An 18796-nucleotide genomic window follows, 5' to 3' on the forward strand; every position below is an offset into this window, starting at 1 on the left:
CATTTACGTCATTTTCAAAAATACAGCATTTACGAGTGCACCTGCGGAATGTGGGTTACGAATGACGAATGACGAATGACAAATGACAAAGAGTTCTGCTGCCTTCTAGTAGTAGGGCGTGTTTTCAATATATTAAATTACCGATAAATTGAGAGTTAAAAATCTCTTTATTTAAGTCCACTAAACAACGAATGGGCAAACAAAGCGGCTTGAGTGCGATCGCGCAAACTTAAGCGACTCAGAATATTGGTAACATAATTTTTAACAGTGTTTTCTGAAAGAAACAGGGATTCAGCAATTTCACGGTTATTAGCTCCAGAAGCAATTAACCGCAACACATCTAATTCTCTGGGTGTAAGTTGCGCCAATTCTGGAGGGGGTTCCACGGATGGCATAGGTACGGCAATCGGCATGAGTGCTTTCTCAAACAATCCTGGACCTAGTAGAGTTTGTCCCTTATAGACGGCTCGAATTGCCAACATTAGTTCTTCAGGTTCGGTATCCTTGAGCAAATAGCCCCTTGCACCCACCTGCATCGCCTGGAAAACATACTCGTCATCATCAAAAGTGGTGAGGACGAGAACCTTAATGTCAGGATATTGTTGAGCGATCGCTTTTGTTGTGGCAACTCCATCCATGACGGGCATCCGAACATCCATTAGCACGATATCAGGTTGTAGTGCGGGAATTTGTTCGAGTGCCCGTTGCCCATTCTCCGCCTCACCGATTACCTGAATCTCTGCATTCGACTCAAGCATACTCTTAAGTCCCTGACGAATAAGATGCTGATCGTCAACTAATAAAATCTGAATCATACTAAAACACCAACAGCTTTGATAGTGGCAAACAAACAGAAATACAGCAACCTGTTCCTAGTTGACTCTGGAGATTCAACTGAGCGCCCAGTGCAACCGCCCGTTCTCGCATCCCTTGTAGCCCAAATCCGGTTGTATTTTGAGTGGGGTTAAATCCTTTTCCATTATCTTCGATTGACAGATGAATCATCCCAGCGTGAGCCAGTAGTCCAACAGTGACACTTGTCGCCTGAGCGTGTTTGCAAATATTTGTCAGCGATTCTTGCACAATACGGTATAATGCAGTGTTTACTTCTGTTGGTAAAGTGTGCGGCACGTTAATTTTACAGGATGGTTCAATACCTGTGGTTTGGTGAAAATCTGTCAGCAGCTTTTCAATAGCTGATTTGAGAGATTGCCCTTGCAAAGGATTTGAACGTAAAAGAGAAAGCGATCGCCGAATTTCTAGCAGCGCCTCAGCCCCCAATTCCTTTGCCTGTTTGAGAAATGTTAATGCTTTGTCATTATTTGATTCCCAGAATAACAGGGTGTTGTTAATCTGAATAGTTTGGGCAACTAGAGTGTGTCCTAACCCATCATGAATTTCGCGGGCAATTCGATTGCGTTCCTGCAAGGTTGCCTGATCTTCAATCCGTAGCGCATACTGACACAGTTGTTGATTGGTGATCTCTAATTGCAGATGGGCAATTTCTAACTGCTCTCGACTTTGGCGCTCTGCAAGCAGGGCATTGATTAACAATAAAGCGAATACTAACGTCAAGCTAAACAATAAGATATTACTTAATCGCCAATCCAAAGACATAGCGATCAGCTTTTCTCTCATAAACTTATCAGGTACAATCGGTCTTGATAAAACCAGTGTTCCATAAGTAAGCAGAGATAAACCCAAGACAAGCAACTGTCCCGATCGCTTGAATATTAGACAACTCCGCATCACCAGTACTAGACACAGCAGGAAAACGGAGCGACTAGATAAGCTATGTTGAGTTGTTGGTAGCAAAATTAAACCGAATTCGAGGGCTGTATAAAATAATTTTGTTTCCAGCTTCACCATCGGTAGTCTAAAACCCATCAAACTGAAAGTTGCGATCGCAACAACTCGTAACAGCAACGACCAGGACAACTCAAACGGCAGCACAACTTCCATAAACACTGCCGTGGCTAATAACAGCCACTCTAGGTAAAGCAACAGACGAAACGATGGGTAGGTCAAGAGAACCATAGAACTGTTCCAACTCAATGGCCTTTTTAACAAAACCATAGGTATTTTCACAATTTTAGAATGAAACTCTTCTTCCTATATAACGAATCTCTGTCTAGTATGAATAGAGCCGTTCCGACTGATTAAGCATTCCTAAATTAGGAAAAAAGTCACAATAACTTGAGTACTTTTTTACTGGTCAGGTTAGGAATTCTAGCTCATGCACAAATCTATCCCAACTTTTAAGATTAGCTGGTGTAAGCCAAATAGCGACTTTTTAAACATTCTCTCAGATAAGCACCCGTATTACACACAACAAAAACCAGAGAAGTCAATGATTAAAAAACAGATAATTTTACCAACTCTTTTATTTGCAACTATCCTCGTTGGAGGAATCACAGGTTGCACCAGTTCTAAGTCTCCCGATGTGTCTCAAGGTGACAACTCTGGGACAAAGGTGTCTGATACCAACACTTCTGCACCAAGCTCTCCTAGAGCGAATACGCCGGAACGCGCCCAGAAGCGCGAAGCAATTCGCCAGCAAGTTGAGGCAGTTCTGACTCCAGATCAAGTGAAGGAATTGTCAGCGAAATTGCAACAAGGTGAAAAAATGCGGAAAGCAGTGTTTAGTCTGAATCTCACGGCTGAACAAAAGACTAAAATTCAGGATATTTTTAAGACTGCCTATCCCCGCCGTAAAGGGTAATCTCAAGATAATTCCTAGTAGTTTTCTCAAACAGAATTCGGGAGTCAGAATACCCTTTCCGAAAAACAAGCTACAGAATGAATTCTATCTGTATTATTCTTTAATAGTTAAAGTATGTTCAAGCAAAAATTGATCGTCAGGATAGAACTCGCCGTTATTGCCACAATCCTGACAGGAACTAGTCTCTACACTTCTAAAGTTTTAGGTAAAACTCAAGCTACCCCTCAAAAGCTAGTAGATGAAGTGTGGCAAATCCTAGATAAAAATTATGTTGATGCCAACTTCAACCATCAAGATTGGAAAGCAATTCGACAGCAGTATCTTAGCCGCTCCTATAGTTCTAAGAAACAGGCTTATGGTGCAATTCAAGAAATGGTGGCTAAATTAGGCGATCGCTACACGGAGTTTTACGATCCCCAGGAATTTAAAGCCCTAAATAGCGATATTTCTGGCAACCTCAGTGGTGTAGGGCTGGAACTGGCAGAGAATGAAAAGACTAAAGCTTTAACTGTTGTTGCCCCAATTGAAGGAACGCCTGCTTTTAAAGCGGGTATTTTGTCGGGTGATTTTATTGTCCAAATTAACGGTCAAATAACTCAGGGAATGAAAATAGAGGATGCCGTTAAGCGGATTGTGGGCCCGGTGGGAACCAAAGTAGTACTCACGATTAAACGGGGTAGCCAATCCCAAGCTTTCCGACTTACCCGCGCCAATATTGCCATCCACCCTGTAACTTACAACACCCAAACAACGGCAGTGGGTAAGATTGGTTACATTCGTTTACCAGAGTTTACGCAAACGGCACCCGCCCAAATGCATCGGGCAATTGAAGCATTAGAAAAACAACAGGTGCAGGGCTATGTTTTGGATCTGCGTTCCGATCCAGGTGGACTGCTGGATGCGAGTTTGCAAATTGCCAGTATGTGGTTAAAGGAAGGAGCGATCGTGTCTTTGGTAAATCGAGATCAAGTTAAAGATAGCTATAATGCGTCGGGACATCCTCTCACCAACAAACCTTTAGTGATACTAGTCGATAAGGGATCTGCCAGCGCCAGCGAGATTCTGTCAGGAGCGCTGCAAGATGATAATCGCGCCACGTTAGTCGGGACTCGTACCTTCGGGAAAGGTTTAGTTCAAGCCGTAGAGCCACTGGATGATGGTTCGGGGCTGAAACTAACGATCGCCAAATACTACACACCGAAAGGTCGAGATATCAATCATGTCGGCATTGCACCAGATATTAACGTGGAGTTAAGCGAGGCACAACAGAAAGCATTAGTAGAAAACCAAACCTTGGGGACATTAGCCGATCCTCAGTATGCTAGCGCCGTTGCCGACTTGAGCAAATTGATTCAGTCCGGGGCCAATAGTGTGAGTTTGCAGGGTGAGAAATAAGTATACGGATACTTTTGACAATATCTACCATCGTCACTTTCAATCATGTCAACCCGCAAACCCCAACGACTTCAAATGTGTGAACCAGTTCCAGGTTTGCAAACCTTGGTTAAACTGAGTAATACTGCTTTAGTGCGGACAGTAATAACTACTGTTACCCACCATCAGCTAGCGATCGTCGGAGTTGTATTTGTTGCTACCCTGCTTTTTGCGATGCGGGAAAACGCCCCTTGGTTGACAGTGCCTAAACAGGTGGCAATTGAATTCTTTTCTGCTGTATCCCAATCGTTAGCTGCTTTATTGGGGGTATTAATTGTTTTCCTCACCTTTACTAGTCAGTTAATCGCTCAAAGACGGCATGAAGATTACTATACACTTCAGATCCAGATTGACCAACTCATTCGTCTAACTCAGTCTCTTCCCACCGAACTCAGTAATTTGGATCAAACTCTAATAGCACTGATTAACTATTTAGTTCCCTTGCATTTAAAGGATTTTCCAATCTGGGCAAATAGTCCCCAGATGCTACCTGTAGAAAAGCTTTTAGATAATTTCAAGAATGAAGATGAATGGGCGCAAGTGCAGCCAGAATGCTCATTAGCTACCCATTTACACCGACAACAAATTTTACTTGTCATCAATAATATGGAAGAAATCTTGGAGGGATTTTCCAGACTTTACAATCGCATCCTGGAGATCAGCCGTTTTATTCTCGCGATCGTTAAGTTGTCATTTCTTCTAGGAGTCTCTCTCCTGTTTTTGCTGTTATTTGGCATTATCGATTTGCAAAGGAAGTTTCCGGATCTCAGTTTACCTGTAATTGTTTCTCTAGCAATTTGGGTGTTGATTGCTCTTTTAGAGCTAGTGCTTGATACCTGGTTTTTTTATAAAAATCTTTATGGTTCTTCGAGTCACTATCTGCGATTTTTTCCTAATCCAAAAGACCCTAATTAATAGGCAGAGACTAACTCACTATGAGTAACTTAACATTCTCAGATACTAAAGCTAGTAACACAAACAAAGCTACAACTGATACAATCCGTGCTTATCTGAAAGAAATTGGCAGGATACCTCTGTTAACCCAGGAGCAAGAAATTATTTTTGCCCAAGAAATTCAGCAGATGATGATAATACTTGCTGAATCAGAAAAACTGGCTGTTGAATTAAAGCGTACACCCACGCTGTCAGAATGGGCTAACCAGATGCAGTTAAGCGAACAGGAACTACTTCAGCAGCTAAATCAAGGGAAAAAAGCCAAGCAGAAAATGATGACGGCTAATCTGCGGCTGGTGGTATCAATTGCCAAGCAATATCAGAGACGTAACTTAGAACTGATGGACTTAATTCAAGAAGGTACATTAGGTTTGGAAAGAGGGGTTGAGAAATTCAATCCGGCTTTAGGATACAGGTTTTCAACCTACGTTTACTGGTGGATTCGTCAAGGAATTACCAGAGCGATCGCCCAGCAAGGACGCGCGATTCGATTACCCATTCACATCAATGAAAAATTAAACAAAATTAAGCGTGTTCAGCGAGAGCTATCTCAAACACTAGGTCGTATTCCCACCAGTACAGAAATTGCTAATGCACTTTCTTTAAAACCTAGTCAGATTCGAGAATTTCTGCTTTTGGCTCGTCAAACGATCTCTCTCGATATTCGAGTTAGCTCAGAAAAAGATTTAAGATTACAAGACTTAATAGAAGATTATAGGTATTCTTATAATAGCTATGCTACAGAGGAATCTCTCAATCAGGAGGTTGAAAGTTTATTATCAAATTTGTCTCGCCAACAACAAGAAATATTAATTTTGCACTTTGGGTTGACAGACGGAGAAGAACTTTCTCTAGAACAGATTGGTCAACGTCTGGGTATTAGTCGAGAACGAGTCCGGCAGATAGAAAAACAAGCTCTCAAACTTTTACAGCAGCAGTTAAGTAATTATTGAAAAAGAATTCAAAAGGCAGAATTCTGTTTTTAATAAACTAAAATCCAGTGGAGGTTCTGATGAACCATGAAATTACTAGTGAGAGTTTGACTGAAAACGAGAACAGTATAGAGCCGAAGTTACCGCGATCGCCAAAAAAGAAAAAGATTCGTTTGGTCATTTTGGGCGTGCTGTTGCTGGCTGGGCTGGGTATTTTTGGTATCCATACAGGTGCAGCCAAGTCAGACAAAACTGAAAAATCTAGGCGTAATAAGCAGCAAGTCACACCTGTAACCGTGGCAATGGTGACACAAAAAACGGTTCCGGTGCAATTGCAGGCGATCGGGAATGTGCAATCGGGTTCTACGGTATCGATTACGCCCGAAGCTAGCGGACGGATTATTGGGGTTTATTTTAAGAAAGGTCAAGATGTGAAAAAGGGACAACTTTTGTTTACCCTGGATGACCGATCGCAAACTGCTGCAATCCAGCAAGCTGAAGGAACTGTTGCCAAAGACCAAGCTTCGGTACAGCAAGCCAGAGATGCATTAGCCAGAGACTTGGGTCAGGTAGACCAAGCTAGGGCGACTTTAATTAAAGACCAAGCCTTGGTGCGACAAGCCCAGGCGAATTTGGCTAAGGATCAAGCCCAAGCAGAATTTGCTCAGGGACAGAGCGATCGCTATAGTGCATTGTACAAAAAGGGCGCGATTAGTTTAGATCAAGCACAGCAATACGTTTCTAACAGCAAATCGGCTATAGCAACTCTGCAAGCAGATCGAGAAGCGATCGCTAATGCTGAAGCAGTTTTGAAAAGCGATCGCGTGGCGCTGACTAATGCCGGCGCAGTTGTCAAAGGGGATCAAGCTGCGATCGTTAATGCTCAAGCCGTTGTCACTTCCGACCAAGGAGCATTAGACAATGCCAAAGTGCAATTGTCTTACTCCAAAATCTATGCGCCAATTGATGGTCGTGCGGGGAATGTTTCGGTGACTCAGGGGAATGTAGTGCAAGCTAACAGCAGTGCTTCGCTGACTCAGGGAAATGCCCTGCAAACCAACAGTACGGCTGGTACGACTAGCAGTTCGACTCCACTTGTTACCATCACCCAAATTCGCCCGATTGAAGTTGCTTTTTCCATTCCCGAAACAAATCTACCCCAGGTGCAAAAGTATATGCAAAATGGCAAGCTGAAGGTAGATGTGACATTCCCCAATAGTCAAGGTCATTCGACACCAGGTGTTTTGACATCTGTCAATAATACGGTTGATAACACCACGGGAACAATTCAACTGATTGGCCAATTTGACAACGCTCAAGGAAACTTGTTTCCTGGTCAATTTGTAAACGCAACGCTAACGCTGACCGAAGAACCGAATGCAACGGTTGTTCCCTCCCAAGCCGTGCAGAATGGCCCCGATGGACAGTTTGTGTTTGTAGTTAAGCCAGACATGACAGTCGAAAATGTTCCAGTTACAGTTAGCAGCACCATTGAGGGGCTAGATGTGATTCAGAAAGGGCCGCAACCAGGCGATAAAATTGTCACTGATGGTCAAGCGAACCTTGTTTCGGGTAGCAAAATCCGCATCAAAACAGCGGGCAATGACTCAAGTGCAGAGAAGTCTAGAAGAGGAAAGGGGGCAGGGAACAGGGAACAGGGGGGAGAATCCCCGAAGTCAGGCGGAGGTGAATCATGAACCTTTCAGAACCATTTATTCGCCGCCCAATCATGACGACTTTGGTGATGACGGCGATTTTGATCTTCGGTTTTATGAGTTATCGCCTGCTGCCCATAAGCGATTTACCAAGTGTGGATTATCCTACAATTCAGGTAAGTGCTTCCCGACCGGGAGCCAGCCCGGAAACGATGGCAGCATCAGTTGCCCGTCCCTTAGAAAAGCAATTTTCCAGTATTGCGGGACTCGATTCGCTCAACTCAACCAGCACTCTGGGACAGACTCAAATTACCCTGCAATTTAACTTGAGTCGGAACATTGATGATGCGGCGCAGGATGTGCAAGCCGCGATATCAGGAGCATCGGGGCAAATTGCAACTGATTTACCCAATCCTCCCACCTACAGCAAGGTTAACCCCGCCGATCAACCGATTCTCTACCTTTACTTAGACTCTCCCACACTACCCCTTTCCCAGGTAGACAATTATGCCGAGACTTATTTGGCGCAAAAGCTATCTACAATCAATGGGGTGGCACAGGTAGCTGTCTACGGTTCGCAAAAGTATGCGGCTCGAATTCAACTCGATCCGCAACAATTGGCAGCGCGGCAAATTGGGTTAGATCAGGTGGCGACGGCGATTCAACAAGGTAACGTCAATTTGCCCACCGGCAGTCTTTCTGGAAATCATAAGAATTTTACAGTTCAAACTAACGGTCAACTCGAAGATGCGGCTGCTTATCGCCAGTTGATTGTCTCTTACAAAGATGGAATGCCCATCTATCTCAATCAACTGGGTAGGATTGTTGACAGTGTAGAAAATGACAAGGTAGCAAGTTGGTACAACAACACCCGCGCCATTATTCTCACCATTCAAAGGCAGCCTGGAACCAATACGGTAGAAGTCGTAGACACTATTAAAAAATTGCTTCCGAATTTGCGAGACCAGATTCCAAAATCCGTGGAAATTGGGATTCTGTATGATGCGTCTCAGTCAATTCGAGATTCGGTGGATGATGTCAGATTTACCTTGATTTTGACGATCGCTCTAGTTATCTTAGTAATTTTCATCTTTTTGCGAAACCTCTCGGCGACGGTGATTCCCAGTTTGGCGTTACCCGTTTCGCTAATTGGTACTTTTGCAGTGATGTATTTGCTGCAATACTCACTAGATAACCTATCACTGATGGCGTTGACCCTTTCAGTGGGCTTCGTCGTGGATGATGCGATCGTCATGTTGGAAAATATCGTCCGTCACATGGAAATGGGGGAGCGTCCCTTAGAAGCGGCGTTGAATGGGTCGAGAGAAATTGGTTTTACAATTCTGTCGATGACCCTTTCTTTGGTTGCAGTCTTCATCCCCATGTTGTTCATGAGTGAAGTACTGGGACGATTATTTCATGAATTTGCTGTGACGATCGCAGTTGCAATTCTGGTATCTGGTTTTGTGTCTTTGACTCTGACTCCGATGTTGTGCAGCCGTTTTCTGCGTCCTGTAGATCATGCTAATCAAAGTCGCTTATATCAAGCTTCCGAATATGTATTTGATCGCTTCCTGGGTCTGTACGATTGGAGTCTGAAAAAAGTTTTAAAATATCATCGCACCACAATGATTTTATCTGTCTTTCTATTGGCGGTGACAGTTGGGTTGTTGGTGATAGTTCCCAAAGGCTTTATTCCTAGCGAAGATACCGGACAAATTACAGGCATTACCCAAGCAGCCGAAGATGCGTCCTTCGATAATCTTGTCCAACATCAGCAGACAGTTGCTAACCTGATCCGCCAAGATCCAAATGTAGATGCAGTCAACTCCAATATTGGGGCAGGAGCCAGTGCTAGTGGCGGTGGAGCAGCAGTTGCAGCTAATTCTGGTAGTTTGTTTATTCGGTTAAAACCGCGATCGCAGCGCCAGCTTAGTGCTGACGAAATCGTGCAAAATTTGCGAACCAAACTCGCCACAGTTCCAGGCATCCAAGTATTCTTACAAAATCCTCCTGCGATTCCCATTGGCGCTCAACAAAGCACAGGACTTTATCAAGTTGCACTCCAGAGTTCTGATGTCAAACCCTTACAGGAGTATGTTCCCCAACTTGTTGTCAAGATGAAGGAGATGACAGAACTCCAGGATGTCAACAGCGATTTACAATTTGCTTCCCAGATTCAAATTGACATTGACCGCGATAAAGCCTCAACTTATGGCATCACTGCCGAGCAAATCGAAAATACCCTCAGAAGTGCCTACGGTTCCTACCAAGTGTCAACCATCTATGCAGCGACCAATGAGTATCAGGTAATTTTGGAATTAGCACCACAGTATCAGGAGGATATCAACGCTCTTTTGACATTGTATGTTAACTCCAGCACTGGAGTGGCAGTTCCTCTGAAGACATTCGCCAAACTATCTCAGGGAGTCGGCCCGTTAATGGTCAATCATAACGGTCGGATGAACGCCGCCACCATTTCCTTTAACCTCGCCCCCGGTGTCTCCTTGGGAAATGCCAACGAAGAGATTCAAAAACTGATCGATCGGGTAATTCCTGCCAGTATTAGCACCAGTTTTCAGGGTGCAAGCCAGGTATTTCAAAGTTCACTGCCGAGTTTGGGTTTACTGTTAGCGATCGCCATCCTCGTAATTTATCTGATTCTGGGTGTTCTCTACGAAGATTTCATTCACCCAATTACGATTCTTTCCGGTTTGCCGTCAGCAGGTTTTGGGGCATTGTTAACGCTGATAATATTCCATGTCGAACTCAATGTTTATTCCTTTATCGGCATAATTCTCTTAGTGGGCATCGTTAAGAAAAACGGGATCATGATGGTGGATTTTGCAATTGTTGCCCAGCGAGAAGAATTGAAAAAACCGTCTGAGGCAATTTATCAAGCCTGTTTGGTGCGCTTCCGTCCAATTATGATGACGACGATGGCAGCATTAATGGGAACCTTACCCATAGCGATCGGATTTGGGGCTGGTTCCGAATCCCGCCGTCCTCTAGGGATTGCAGTTGTGGGCGGACTGGTGTTTTCTCAGATATTGACCTTGTATTTAACACCCGTGTTCTATATTTATATGGAATCGTGGCGGAAGAAGCTCAATGAAGTTAAGTTCCGGCGGGTGTTCTCATTTACAGGGGGGCGATCGTGATGTTTAACAAGCAATATTAGTCTTTCAGACCTACTCGATTTAGCATCAATTCTGCAAAGTAAGGCTACAGATTAAAATAATTAGTAATTATCAATTACTAATTACGAAATAGCACCACACTAAAATTTAGATATTAGCGTTTTTGGAATAATTACACTATGACTTTAGCACTAGAACAAGAAATTCCTCCCTTAAGTGAAGATGCAACAGGTGCAATTCGGGTAGGTAATACAAGGGTTTTGCTAGAACTGGTAATTCGTAGCTTTCAAGATGGTGCATCCCCTGAATCTATTGTTGGGCGTTACTCATCCTTGTCATTATCTGATGTATACCTGACAATTGGTTACTACCTCCGACATCGAGATGCTGTGGAATTATACCTCGAACAACGCGAACAATTAGCTGAATCTGTTCATCAGCATCTGTCAAATGTTCAACCTGATTTGAGCCTAATTCGTTCTCGCTTATTAGCCCAGCAATAATTTTAAAAAATGTCAATGCTGAAGTTATTGAGCGATGAGAATTTCAATGGCGATATTGTGCGAGGACTATTTCTGCGTCAACCGAATCTTGACTTACTTCGCGTTCAGGATGTTGGTTTGCAGGAGGTAGATGACCCAGCAATCTTAAATTGGGCAGCAGCAAGCGATCGCATAGTCCTCACGACCGGGCAACGATGCCAGATTTCGCTTACGAGCGATTGTTAAAGGGAGAGCAAATGTTGGGTTTGTTCGTAGTCAATGATCGGATGCCAATTAGACAAGCAATTGACGAATTGCTGCTGCTGGTTAATTACAGCGATCAGTTGGAGTGGAAAGGGATTGTCCTATATTTGCCCTTATGAAATATAAACCAATACCGTTCAGTTAGGTCAAAAATCAGTAGCCAAAATCCACATTTCTGGGATAACAAAACCCATGAACCTTTCAGAACCCTTCATCCGTCGTCCAGTCATGACCACCTTGGTGATGATCGGTATTCTCATCTTCGGTCTGATGAGTTATGTACTATTACCCATCAGTGCCCTACCCAACGTTGAATATCCTTTTATATCTGTCTCTGCTAGTCTCCCAGGTGCCACCCCAGAAACAATGGCATCTTCGGTCGCCGCACCCCTAGAAAGACAGTTTACCGAAATTGCCGGACTCAATTCATTCAATTCCACCAGTTCAACTGGTAGCACCAACATTTCCTTACAATTTGACTTTAGCCGCAGAGTGGAAGATGCCGCCAAAGATGTGCAGGCAGCCATCTCCGCTGCCGCCGGACAACTACCCGCCGGAATGCCTCACCCGCCCACTTACCGCAAAGTCAACCCCTCTGTCTCACCAGTTCTCTTCCTCTATATGTATTCTGAGACACAGCCAATCTCGACAGTAGATGAATACGCAGAGGTAACAGTTGGTCAGCCCATCTCGATGATTGATGGTGTTGCTCAGGTACAGGTTTTTGGTCAACAGCAATATGCAGTCCGGGTTCAGGTTGACCCGCGAGAGTTGGCATCAAGGGGAATTGGTCTAAATCAGGTAAAAACTGCCATCCAACAAGGAAATGTCAATTTACCAACAGGTAGTCTGTCTGGCACTTATAAAAGTTATACAATTCAGGCGAACGGTCAACTTACCGACGCTGCCAGCTATCGCCAGTTGATTGTAACCTACAAAAATGGTGCGCCTGTGCGACTCCAGGATTTGGGACAGGTGATTGACAGCGAACAAAACGTCAAAGTCTCAAATTTGTATAGCGATCAGAAAGTGACAAACCGCCATTCGGTTGTTCTTGCTGTACAGCCACAGCCTGGTGCTAATACTGTAAATATCGTTGATGCCATCCAGAAACTCTTACCTACACTCCGCGAACAAGTTCCCAAATCCATTGAGATGGGAATTATGTACGATCGCTCCCAAACAATTCGAGCCTCTGTCAGTGATGTAAAATTTACCTTGGTTCTCTCGGTTTGTCTAGTTGTCTTAGTAATTTTCTTATTCTTACGTGATACAACTGCGACGCTGATACCCAGTTTAGCCTTACCTATAGCGATCATTGGCACTTTTGCGGCGATGTATCTGTCGGGCTTCTCCCTAGACAATCTCTCCCTCATGGCATTGACCCTTTCTGTGGGCTTTGTGGTGGATGATGCGATCGTGGTGTTGGAAAATATCGTCCGTTATCGGGAAATGGGCGAATCTCCCCTAGACGCGGCATTAAAGGGATCGAGGGAAATCAGCTTCACCATTTTGTCCATGACTCTCTCCCTGGTGGCGGTGTTCATCCCCATCATGTTTATGAGTGGAATAATCGGTAAATTATTTCATGAATTTGCCGTGACGATCGCTGTGGCAATTTTGGTTTCGGGTTTTGTTTCCCTCAGTCTCACCCCAATGTTATGCAGTCGTTTCTTAAGTTCATCCCATCAACAAAGACCAAATTTGGTGTATCGAGTCTCAGAACGAGCATTTGATTTACTACTGCAAGGATATGATTGGACGCTCAAGCCGATCTTAAAATACCGCCTGATGACACTCATCGGTTCTGGCATTTTGCTGGTAATGACTGTCTATTTGTTCGTCATCGTTCCCAAAGGCTTTATTCCCACCGAAGACACCGGACAACTTATGGGGAATACGAAAGCAGCACAAGATATTTCTTTTGATGATATGCGTCGTCACCAGCAAAAGGTTGTTGACATTATTCGTCAAGATCCCAATATTGAAGCGGTTGATTCAATTGTGGGTGCAAGCGGCCCTAATGCCTCCGTCAACTCTGGGCGAATTACAATTCGGCTCAAGCCACGTTCTCAACGTCAACTGAGCGCCGACGAAATTATTCAAGAGCTAACCCCCAAGTTAAGGCGGACAACTGGGATTAAGACATTCCTCCGCTCTCCACCAGCTATTCCCATCGGTGGACAACAAACTAATTCTACTTATCAGTTCACATTGCAGAGTTTAAATCTGCAAGACTTGCGCCAATACGTTCCTAAACTTGTAGATAAAATCAAAACCCTACCAGGACTCCAGAACGTTGACACCGATTTACAACTCAGCACTCCCCAAATCCAAGTCAAATTTGACCATAACAAAGCTGCAACCCTTGGCATTAGCGCCCAACAAGTTGAACAAACTCTCAGTGCTGCTTATGGTTCTAGCCAGGTTTCAACTATTTATACTCCAAATGACCAATTTTATGTAATCTTAGAAGTAAAACCGGAGTTTCAACGAGATCCCACTGCCCTATCGATGCTCTATGTGCAATCGAGTACCGGGAAACTTGTTCCTCTGAGTGCGATCGCTAATATCACCCAGGGTGTCGGTCCCCTGACTGTCACTCACGTTGCTCAACTCCCCTCTTCAACAATCTCTTTTGACACGCTCCCAGGAACGTCTCTAAGTCAGGCCACAGAAGCCATTAAGCAAGCAGCCAGTGAGGTGCTACCCTCAACAATTACCACCAGCTTTCAGGGTTCAGCACAGACATTTCAACAGTCTTTCAATGATTTAGGTGTGCTGTTGTTGGTGTCTATTTTAGTAATCTATCTAATTCTCGGTATCCTCTATGAGGATTTCATTCACCCGATTACTATTCTTTCCGGTTTGCCTTCGGCGGGTTTTGGTGCATTACTGACACTGCTAATTTTCCAGGTTGATTTAAACCTTTACTCTTTCATCGGCATCATCCTACTAGTAGGCATCGTCAAGAAAAACGGGATTATGCTGGTGGATTTTGCAATTGTTGCCCAACGAAAGGAAGGTAAAAATTCCTTTGATGCCATTTATGCCGCTTGCTTGATTCGCTTCCGCCCGATTATGATGACGACGATGGCAGCTTTAATTGGGACACTCCCTATTGCTCTGGGAACGGGAGTCGGTTCAGAAGCGCGTCGTCCTTTGGGGATTGCGATCGTTGGTGGATTGCTGTTTTCTCAGATATTGACTCTCTATCTAACTCCAGTGTTTTACATTTATATGGAAACATTGCGGAAAAAGCTTAGTATACAAACCTCAAATAGTCCTATTGAAGTCAAATGAAGACTTGACGAAGGAGCAGATCCTCAAAAACAGAAAGCTATAGAAACTTTGCTACAGGCACTGTAGTTATTGGCGGGAGCTAGCTTGTGTTGATTTTTTCGCCAACACAAGCTTTCAAAAAATAGGTTGCTTGTGTTGACATTTTAACTTCCAAGCAGCATAAAAAGCAGCGCTCATAAATACACTGAATGTTAGCTCGACTTTATCCATTTTTTTCACAACGCGATCGCTTAAGCTGAAACCTTTGTATGGCAGTAGTTTTAGTTTTTTAACTTCATCGATAATCTGTGACATGGAAAAAGTATTTGCCAAAAAGCTAGGGTTTTTGCCGGATAAAGAAAGCGAGTTCTTAATTTTGGATAAAGTCGAGTTAAGCAGTAACTAATGCCTTTAATTCCTCAGTTTTTAATCTTGGCCCATAGGATGTAACAATCTTAGAAGCTGCGGTCGATGCCAATTTTCCGGCTTCTTCATAGCTCATACCTTGGGTAATTCCATAGAGGAAAGCTCCTGCATACATATCTCCTGCTCCTACTGTATCTACAGCTTTTACTTGAGGTGCAGTGATTTCGATTAATTTCTGACCATCAAATACAACTGAACCCTTGGCACCGCGAGTAATGGCAAATTTCTTACTCAGGGTTTTTAGTTTGTCTACAGCTACTTGAAAATCTTGTGTGTCTGCTAGTTCTAATGCTTCACTTTCATTAGCAAAAATCAAGTCTAAACCAGGACCAATGATGTCTAATAAACCATCTTTAAAAAATTTTACCATGTTGTAATCAGATAGGGACATGGTAGTTTTTACTCCCGCTTTTTCAGCTATTTCTCTAGCCTTTATAGCTGCTTCTTTTGCTGTGGGAGAAGTCACTAAATATCCTTCGATATATATATATTCTGAATCAACGATTGCTGATGATACTAATTCTTGTGTAGAAAACTTTTCAGTAATTCCCAAAAATGTATTCATGGTGCGATCTGCATCGGGAGTTACTAAAACTAAACATTTACCTGTAATTCCTGATTGGCGGCCGCCATTTTTTAAGTTGGTATCTACCTGAGAGTTGAGTAAATCTTCGATGTAAAAGTCTCCAAATTCATCATTAGCCACTTTGCAGGAATAAAAAGCTTTTCCTCCTAGTTGACTAATCGCCACTATTGTGTTTGCTGCTGAACCTCCACAACTCTTATGGCAATGAAGATTTTTAAGATTTTCCAAAATATGATTTTGACTGTCTTCATCTAGCAGTGTCATTACACCTTTATCAATCTTTAGCTCTTGTAGTAACTCTGGAGATACTTCGTATTCTATATCTACTAAGGCATTACCTACACCATAAACATCATATTTCTTGCCCATTGTTTATCTCCGAGAATAATTTCTGTCTGACTTGAACAGAACTGATAATAACAGATAGGCAACAGATAAGAGTTACTTGGTCATAATTTCGTGGACTCGCATCTTTTTAAGGTCTTTTCCCAAATTTCTTACAAAGAAATCAAAAAAAAGGGATCAGAAAATGCGAAAATCTATATTTAGAAAGCATTTCAACAGTTATAAAGCATCAACTACGAGACGCGCAATCGCCCTGTACCATGTCCTTTGCGCGTCTCGAAGAGAAGGCACTTTTTCCGCCGCGTCCCTTGCACAAAATGAATTATTTTCAACTTCAGCGATGTCTAGCAAGATGTCTTACCCACTTGTTCCACATCGACCCTATCCTCACTGGGCCGATGCTTATCAGATCAATTTGGGCGATCGCTTTGATTCTTGGCTTCAACCAGGGCAACCTGTTAAGTATGAAATTCGCATTGAACAAACTACCCGTTCCGGAGTCACCTATACATCTGGAATGAAAATTGGTTTCGTTGTAGATAAAGTTACTCATTCTCCTGATATTCAATACTACTCAGGAACGACACTAACAAATCTCTTAAGGCTTATAAAATCGCTTATCTCAAAGAGGCAATCCGAACGTGGATTGGGGTTAAGTCACCGGAAGCTATATTTGTGGCTGCTTGTAAGGAGAAAAGAAAGCCGGAGGCAGCACAGGTCAAGTCCAAATCGGATGCGAAAGCTTTGTTTAAATAGGCAAGGCAACAGAGGATTGCAATTGCAATGTTGGGGGAATATGTGTATATGCGCCTTGGGTGAGGTTGTGGCGTTGCAGGAGATGATTCGGCGGTTTCCTTTGAATAGTAGTAAGGTTACTAAAGTCAGATGACAAGAAAAATTACATCGCTAATCGCCGATTCCCATACCAGTGACTCAAATCATCCTCAATCGCTTCAAGAATCGCAATCGCCTCAGTTATCGATTTTGAAGAAGCAGCTAAAAGCGCAAACGCTTGCTCAACCCTTTGCTGATAGTCGATAGGGCAAATAGCAAACGTACTTGCGATTGCCACCGCACCTTTTTCATTCAACAGGTAATCTTCATTGAGGGCAAATAAAACCTGATTCATACACGCCACACTGCGGAAACAACAACCTGCTGCGTAAACAACATCATCGCGTGCAATCGCCTTAGAAGCAACCACCAGCGAGAAACTGATCTCCCAGGCGAAAGTATCAATAGTTGCCTGTTTCAGCCCAACTGGATAAGGCTTTGTGTTGAGCTTCAAAGCTTCTAAAGCACCATCCGGGTCGTGAAGTACCTGACAAATAGCAATTTCGCCCATATAAATCGAGGATACAAAACCATGAGGATGTCCTGGTTGATAATCAATAGTAATTTGTCCAGCATGGCAATCATCAATCACACGATTGACCTTCGCCAAATCGCGATAGAGAAAATCTACACCTACACCTTGAACTTGTAGCCAACCGCCGCCGTTAATCCATTTTCCCCATTCACCAATCGCAGTAATCAAATTTACCCGATGGTTATCATCAAGCTCACAGGCGAGGCGATTTAGAGCAATTAAATCGGGCGGGTTTTCTGAATTATAATAAATTCCCAAATCCACATCTGAATTATTGGTGTGGTTGCCCCGTGCCCGTGAACCGCCCAATGAGATGGCTGTAATTCCCTCAATTGACCGCAAACTTGAAACAATATGGTTGATGAATTGAGGTGATTCCTGATTCATAGAGCGATTGTTACATTCCTATCGCTGTCATTTTATATTTTAAAGGCATCGCTACTTAAATCGATAATGCGATTGATTCGTTTGGACTCACTGTCATTATGAAACTATAATTTCTGAGCCGCGCCTGTCCCCAGCACTGAAAAATGGTCGCATGAGGCGATAGTTGCTTTTGTCAAATCTGCGACCAGAACGTATGCAGAAACTGAAAGTTGCGGCGAATTCGGGGCAGAATCCGGCTTTTGACTTCTTGCTCTCGTACTGGAATGACGATCCGATGCTGGTGATCGCAATCAAGAAACTGCTGGCAAAGTTTCCGCAGTGGGGGGTTGTGATTGTGAATGAGGTGCTGGTTGATTGGAATGAATAACGCGGTTGCCCTTCATAGCAACCACTCACCCCACATCCGGGAGCTTTGAGACGAATCCCCACAAGACATGAATGAATTAACGATCGCAGAAGATCCAAAACAAATGGTTTGGGAGATGATGACCAGTTTCTCAGAAGGAATGTGGTCAGCCAGATGGTGTTCTGGGCTAGAATTTCTGCTATGGAAAAAGGTCAGGGAATGCTCGGATGACCTGACATGCAGAGAAATTGCTGATTTCAACTTCTACAGTGGGTTAGCTGGTGGGTGGTGGATGTGGGACAAAGATAAAAAGTCAGAGGTGTTCGTGCCTTTAGCCGAGTGGCTGGAGATTTACCGCCAATCGAGTTGCATAGTTATTCCCGGATCTTAAAGTCGTTTGTGCGGTGCAGGAACCCTTGAAGCTCTTTTATACTCCCCTTAATTGCATTAAATTCTCCCTCAGATCGCTGCC

Annotated in this window: 18 protein-coding genes; 13 read left to right on the forward strand and 5 right to left on the reverse strand. The window is 43.5% G+C overall.

Annotation, left to right across the window (positions count from 1 at the left end; all coding sequences use genetic code 11):
* Positions 1–167: 167 nt before the first annotated feature.
* On the reverse strand, positions 168–815 hold the full coding sequence (locus HWQ43_RS12925; protein WP_292733891.1) for a response regulator transcription factor: 648 nt from the start codon (positions 813–815) through the stop codon (positions 168–170).
* A 1-nt stretch (position 816) separates the two neighbouring features.
* Positions 817–2037 (reverse strand): sensor histidine kinase, encoded by a 1221-nt coding sequence (locus HWQ43_RS12930; protein WP_292733894.1) that lies wholly within the window; start codon positions 2035–2037, stop codon positions 817–819.
* Between the two features lie 199 nt (positions 2038–2236).
* Between HWQ43_RS12930 and HWQ43_RS12935 the strand changes: the two genes are divergently transcribed.
* The 10 genes from HWQ43_RS12935 to HWQ43_RS12980 all read left to right on the forward strand — a co-directional run bounded on the left by HWQ43_RS12935 (position 2237) and on the right by HWQ43_RS12980 (position 14886).
* A complete protein-coding gene (locus HWQ43_RS12935) occupies positions 2237–2722 on the forward strand; it encodes a hypothetical protein (RefSeq protein WP_292733897.1) in 486 nt (161 codons plus the stop codon).
* 114 nt (positions 2723–2836) lie between these two features.
* The gene (locus HWQ43_RS12940) at positions 2837–4117 is read left to right on the forward strand and encodes a S41 family peptidase (RefSeq protein WP_292733900.1); all 1281 of its coding nucleotides are present in this window, start codon (positions 2837–2839) and stop codon (positions 4115–4117) included.
* Positions 4118–4162: 45 nt separating this feature from the next.
* Positions 4163–5071: a hypothetical protein gene (locus HWQ43_RS12945; protein WP_292733903.1), complete on the forward strand. Its 909-nt coding sequence runs from the start codon at positions 4163–4165 to the stop codon at positions 5069–5071.
* Positions 5072–5091: 20 nt separating this feature from the next.
* Entirely contained in the window at positions 5092–6063 is a 972-nt protein-coding gene (locus tag HWQ43_RS12950) for an RNA polymerase sigma factor, RpoD/SigA family (RefSeq protein ID WP_292733906.1), read from the forward strand.
* 59 nt (positions 6064–6122) lie between these two features.
* Entirely contained in the window at positions 6123–7739 is a 1617-nt protein-coding gene (locus HWQ43_RS12955; RefSeq protein ID WP_292733909.1) for an efflux RND transporter periplasmic adaptor subunit, read from the forward strand.
* Positions 7736–10858 (forward strand): efflux RND transporter permease subunit, encoded by a 3123-nt coding sequence (locus tag HWQ43_RS12960; RefSeq protein WP_292733912.1) that lies wholly within the window; start codon positions 7736–7738, stop codon positions 10856–10858. The genes HWQ43_RS12955 and HWQ43_RS12960 overlap by 4 nt, the downstream gene beginning before the upstream one ends.
* Before the next feature lie 158 nt (positions 10859–11016).
* Complete coding sequence (locus tag HWQ43_RS12965; protein WP_292733915.1) at positions 11017–11340, forward strand: DUF433 domain-containing protein; 324 nt, start codon at positions 11017–11019, stop codon at positions 11338–11340.
* Positions 11341–11355: 15 nt separating this feature from the next.
* A complete protein-coding gene (locus HWQ43_RS12970; RefSeq protein WP_292733918.1) occupies positions 11356–11565 on the forward strand; it encodes a DUF5615 family PIN-like protein in 210 nt (69 codons plus the stop codon).
* Positions 11566–11576: 11 nt separating this feature from the next.
* Positions 11577–11702, forward strand: a complete 126-nt coding sequence (locus tag HWQ43_RS12975; protein WP_292733921.1) for a hypothetical protein — start codon at positions 11577–11579, stop codon at positions 11700–11702.
* Between the two features lie 73 nt (positions 11703–11775).
* Complete coding sequence (locus tag HWQ43_RS12980) at positions 11776–14886, forward strand: efflux RND transporter permease subunit (RefSeq protein ID WP_292733924.1); 3111 nt, start codon at positions 11776–11778, stop codon at positions 14884–14886.
* A 114-nt stretch (positions 14887–15000) separates the two neighbouring features.
* On the opposite strand, the gene HWQ43_RS12985 is transcribed toward HWQ43_RS12980, so the two are convergent.
* On the reverse strand, positions 15001–15180 hold the full coding sequence (locus HWQ43_RS12985; protein WP_292733927.1) for a hypothetical protein: 180 nt from the start codon (positions 15178–15180) through the stop codon (positions 15001–15003).
* A 76-nt stretch (positions 15181–15256) separates the two neighbouring features.
* Entirely contained in the window at positions 15257–16246 is a 990-nt protein-coding gene (locus tag HWQ43_RS12990) for an adenosine kinase (protein ID WP_292733930.1), read from the reverse strand.
* A gap of 316 nt (positions 16247–16562) precedes the next feature.
* Here HWQ43_RS12990 and HWQ43_RS12995 point away from each other — a divergent pair, with 316 nt between their 5' ends.
* Positions 16563–17111, forward strand: a complete 549-nt coding sequence (locus HWQ43_RS12995; RefSeq protein WP_292733933.1) for a hypothetical protein — start codon at positions 16563–16565, stop codon at positions 17109–17111.
* Between the two features lie 9 nt (positions 17112–17120).
* Here HWQ43_RS12995 and HWQ43_RS13000 read toward each other — a convergent pair whose 3' ends face one another.
* On the reverse strand, positions 17121–17978 hold the full coding sequence (locus tag HWQ43_RS13000) for a nucleotidyltransferase domain-containing protein (RefSeq protein WP_292733936.1): 858 nt from the start codon (positions 17976–17978) through the stop codon (positions 17121–17123).
* A 169-nt stretch (positions 17979–18147) separates the two neighbouring features.
* Here HWQ43_RS13000 and HWQ43_RS13005 point away from each other — a divergent pair, with 169 nt between their 5' ends.
* On the forward strand, positions 18148–18345 hold the full coding sequence (locus HWQ43_RS13005; protein WP_292733939.1) for a hypothetical protein: 198 nt from the start codon (positions 18148–18150) through the stop codon (positions 18343–18345).
* Between the two features lie 67 nt (positions 18346–18412).
* Positions 18413–18715: a hypothetical protein gene (locus tag HWQ43_RS13010; RefSeq protein ID WP_292733942.1), complete on the forward strand. Its 303-nt coding sequence runs from the start codon at positions 18413–18415 to the stop codon at positions 18713–18715.
* The last annotated feature ends 81 nt before the right edge of the window (positions 18716–18796 follow it).

The organism is Nostoc sp. JL31, from assembly GCF_017114965.1.
Lineage (GTDB): Bacteria > Cyanobacteriota > Cyanobacteriia > Cyanobacteriales > Nostocaceae > Nostoc > Nostoc punctiforme_A.

What these genes read in the sequence shown, in the direction of transcription:
- HWQ43_RS12925 (WP_292733891.1), bottom strand. Translation starts at nt 815, where the DNA reads ATGATTCAGATTTTATTAGTTGACGATCAGCATCTTATTCGTCAGGGA.
- HWQ43_RS12930 (WP_292733894.1), bottom strand. Translation starts at nt 2,037, where the DNA reads ATGGTTCTCTTGACCTACCCATCGTTTCGTCTGTTGCTTTACCTAGAG.
- HWQ43_RS12935 (WP_292733897.1), top strand. Translation starts at nt 2,237, where the DNA reads ATGCACAAATCTATCCCAACTTTTAAGATTAGCTGGTGTAAGCCAAAT.
- HWQ43_RS12940 (WP_292733900.1), top strand. Translation starts at nt 2,837, where the DNA reads ATGTTCAAGCAAAAATTGATCGTCAGGATAGAACTCGCCGTTATTGCC.
- HWQ43_RS12945 (WP_292733903.1), top strand. Translation starts at nt 4,163, where the DNA reads ATGTCAACCCGCAAACCCCAACGACTTCAAATGTGTGAACCAGTTCCA.
- HWQ43_RS12950 (WP_292733906.1), top strand. Translation starts at nt 5,092, where the DNA reads ATGAGTAACTTAACATTCTCAGATACTAAAGCTAGTAACACAAACAAA.
- HWQ43_RS12955 (WP_292733909.1), top strand. Translation starts at nt 6,123, where the DNA reads ATGAACCATGAAATTACTAGTGAGAGTTTGACTGAAAACGAGAACAGT.
- HWQ43_RS12960 (WP_292733912.1), top strand. Translation starts at nt 7,736, where the DNA reads ATGAACCTTTCAGAACCATTTATTCGCCGCCCAATCATGACGACTTTG.
- HWQ43_RS12965 (WP_292733915.1), top strand. Translation starts at nt 11,017, where the DNA reads ATGACTTTAGCACTAGAACAAGAAATTCCTCCCTTAAGTGAAGATGCA.
- HWQ43_RS12970 (WP_292733918.1), top strand. Translation starts at nt 11,356, where the DNA reads ATGCTGAAGTTATTGAGCGATGAGAATTTCAATGGCGATATTGTGCGA.
- HWQ43_RS12975 (WP_292733921.1), top strand. Translation starts at nt 11,577, where the DNA reads ATGTTGGGTTTGTTCGTAGTCAATGATCGGATGCCAATTAGACAAGCA.
- HWQ43_RS12980 (WP_292733924.1), top strand. Translation starts at nt 11,776, where the DNA reads ATGAACCTTTCAGAACCCTTCATCCGTCGTCCAGTCATGACCACCTTG.
- HWQ43_RS12985 (WP_292733927.1), bottom strand. Translation starts at nt 15,180, where the DNA reads ATGTCACAGATTATCGATGAAGTTAAAAAACTAAAACTACTGCCATAC.
- HWQ43_RS12990 (WP_292733930.1), bottom strand. Translation starts at nt 16,246, where the DNA reads ATGGGCAAGAAATATGATGTTTATGGTGTAGGTAATGCCTTAGTAGAT.
- HWQ43_RS12995 (WP_292733933.1), top strand. Translation starts at nt 16,563, where the DNA reads ATGTCTAGCAAGATGTCTTACCCACTTGTTCCACATCGACCCTATCCT.
- HWQ43_RS13000 (WP_292733936.1), bottom strand. Translation starts at nt 17,978, where the DNA reads ATGAATCAGGAATCACCTCAATTCATCAACCATATTGTTTCAAGTTTG.
- HWQ43_RS13010 (WP_292733942.1), top strand. Translation starts at nt 18,413, where the DNA reads ATGAATGAATTAACGATCGCAGAAGATCCAAAACAAATGGTTTGGGAG.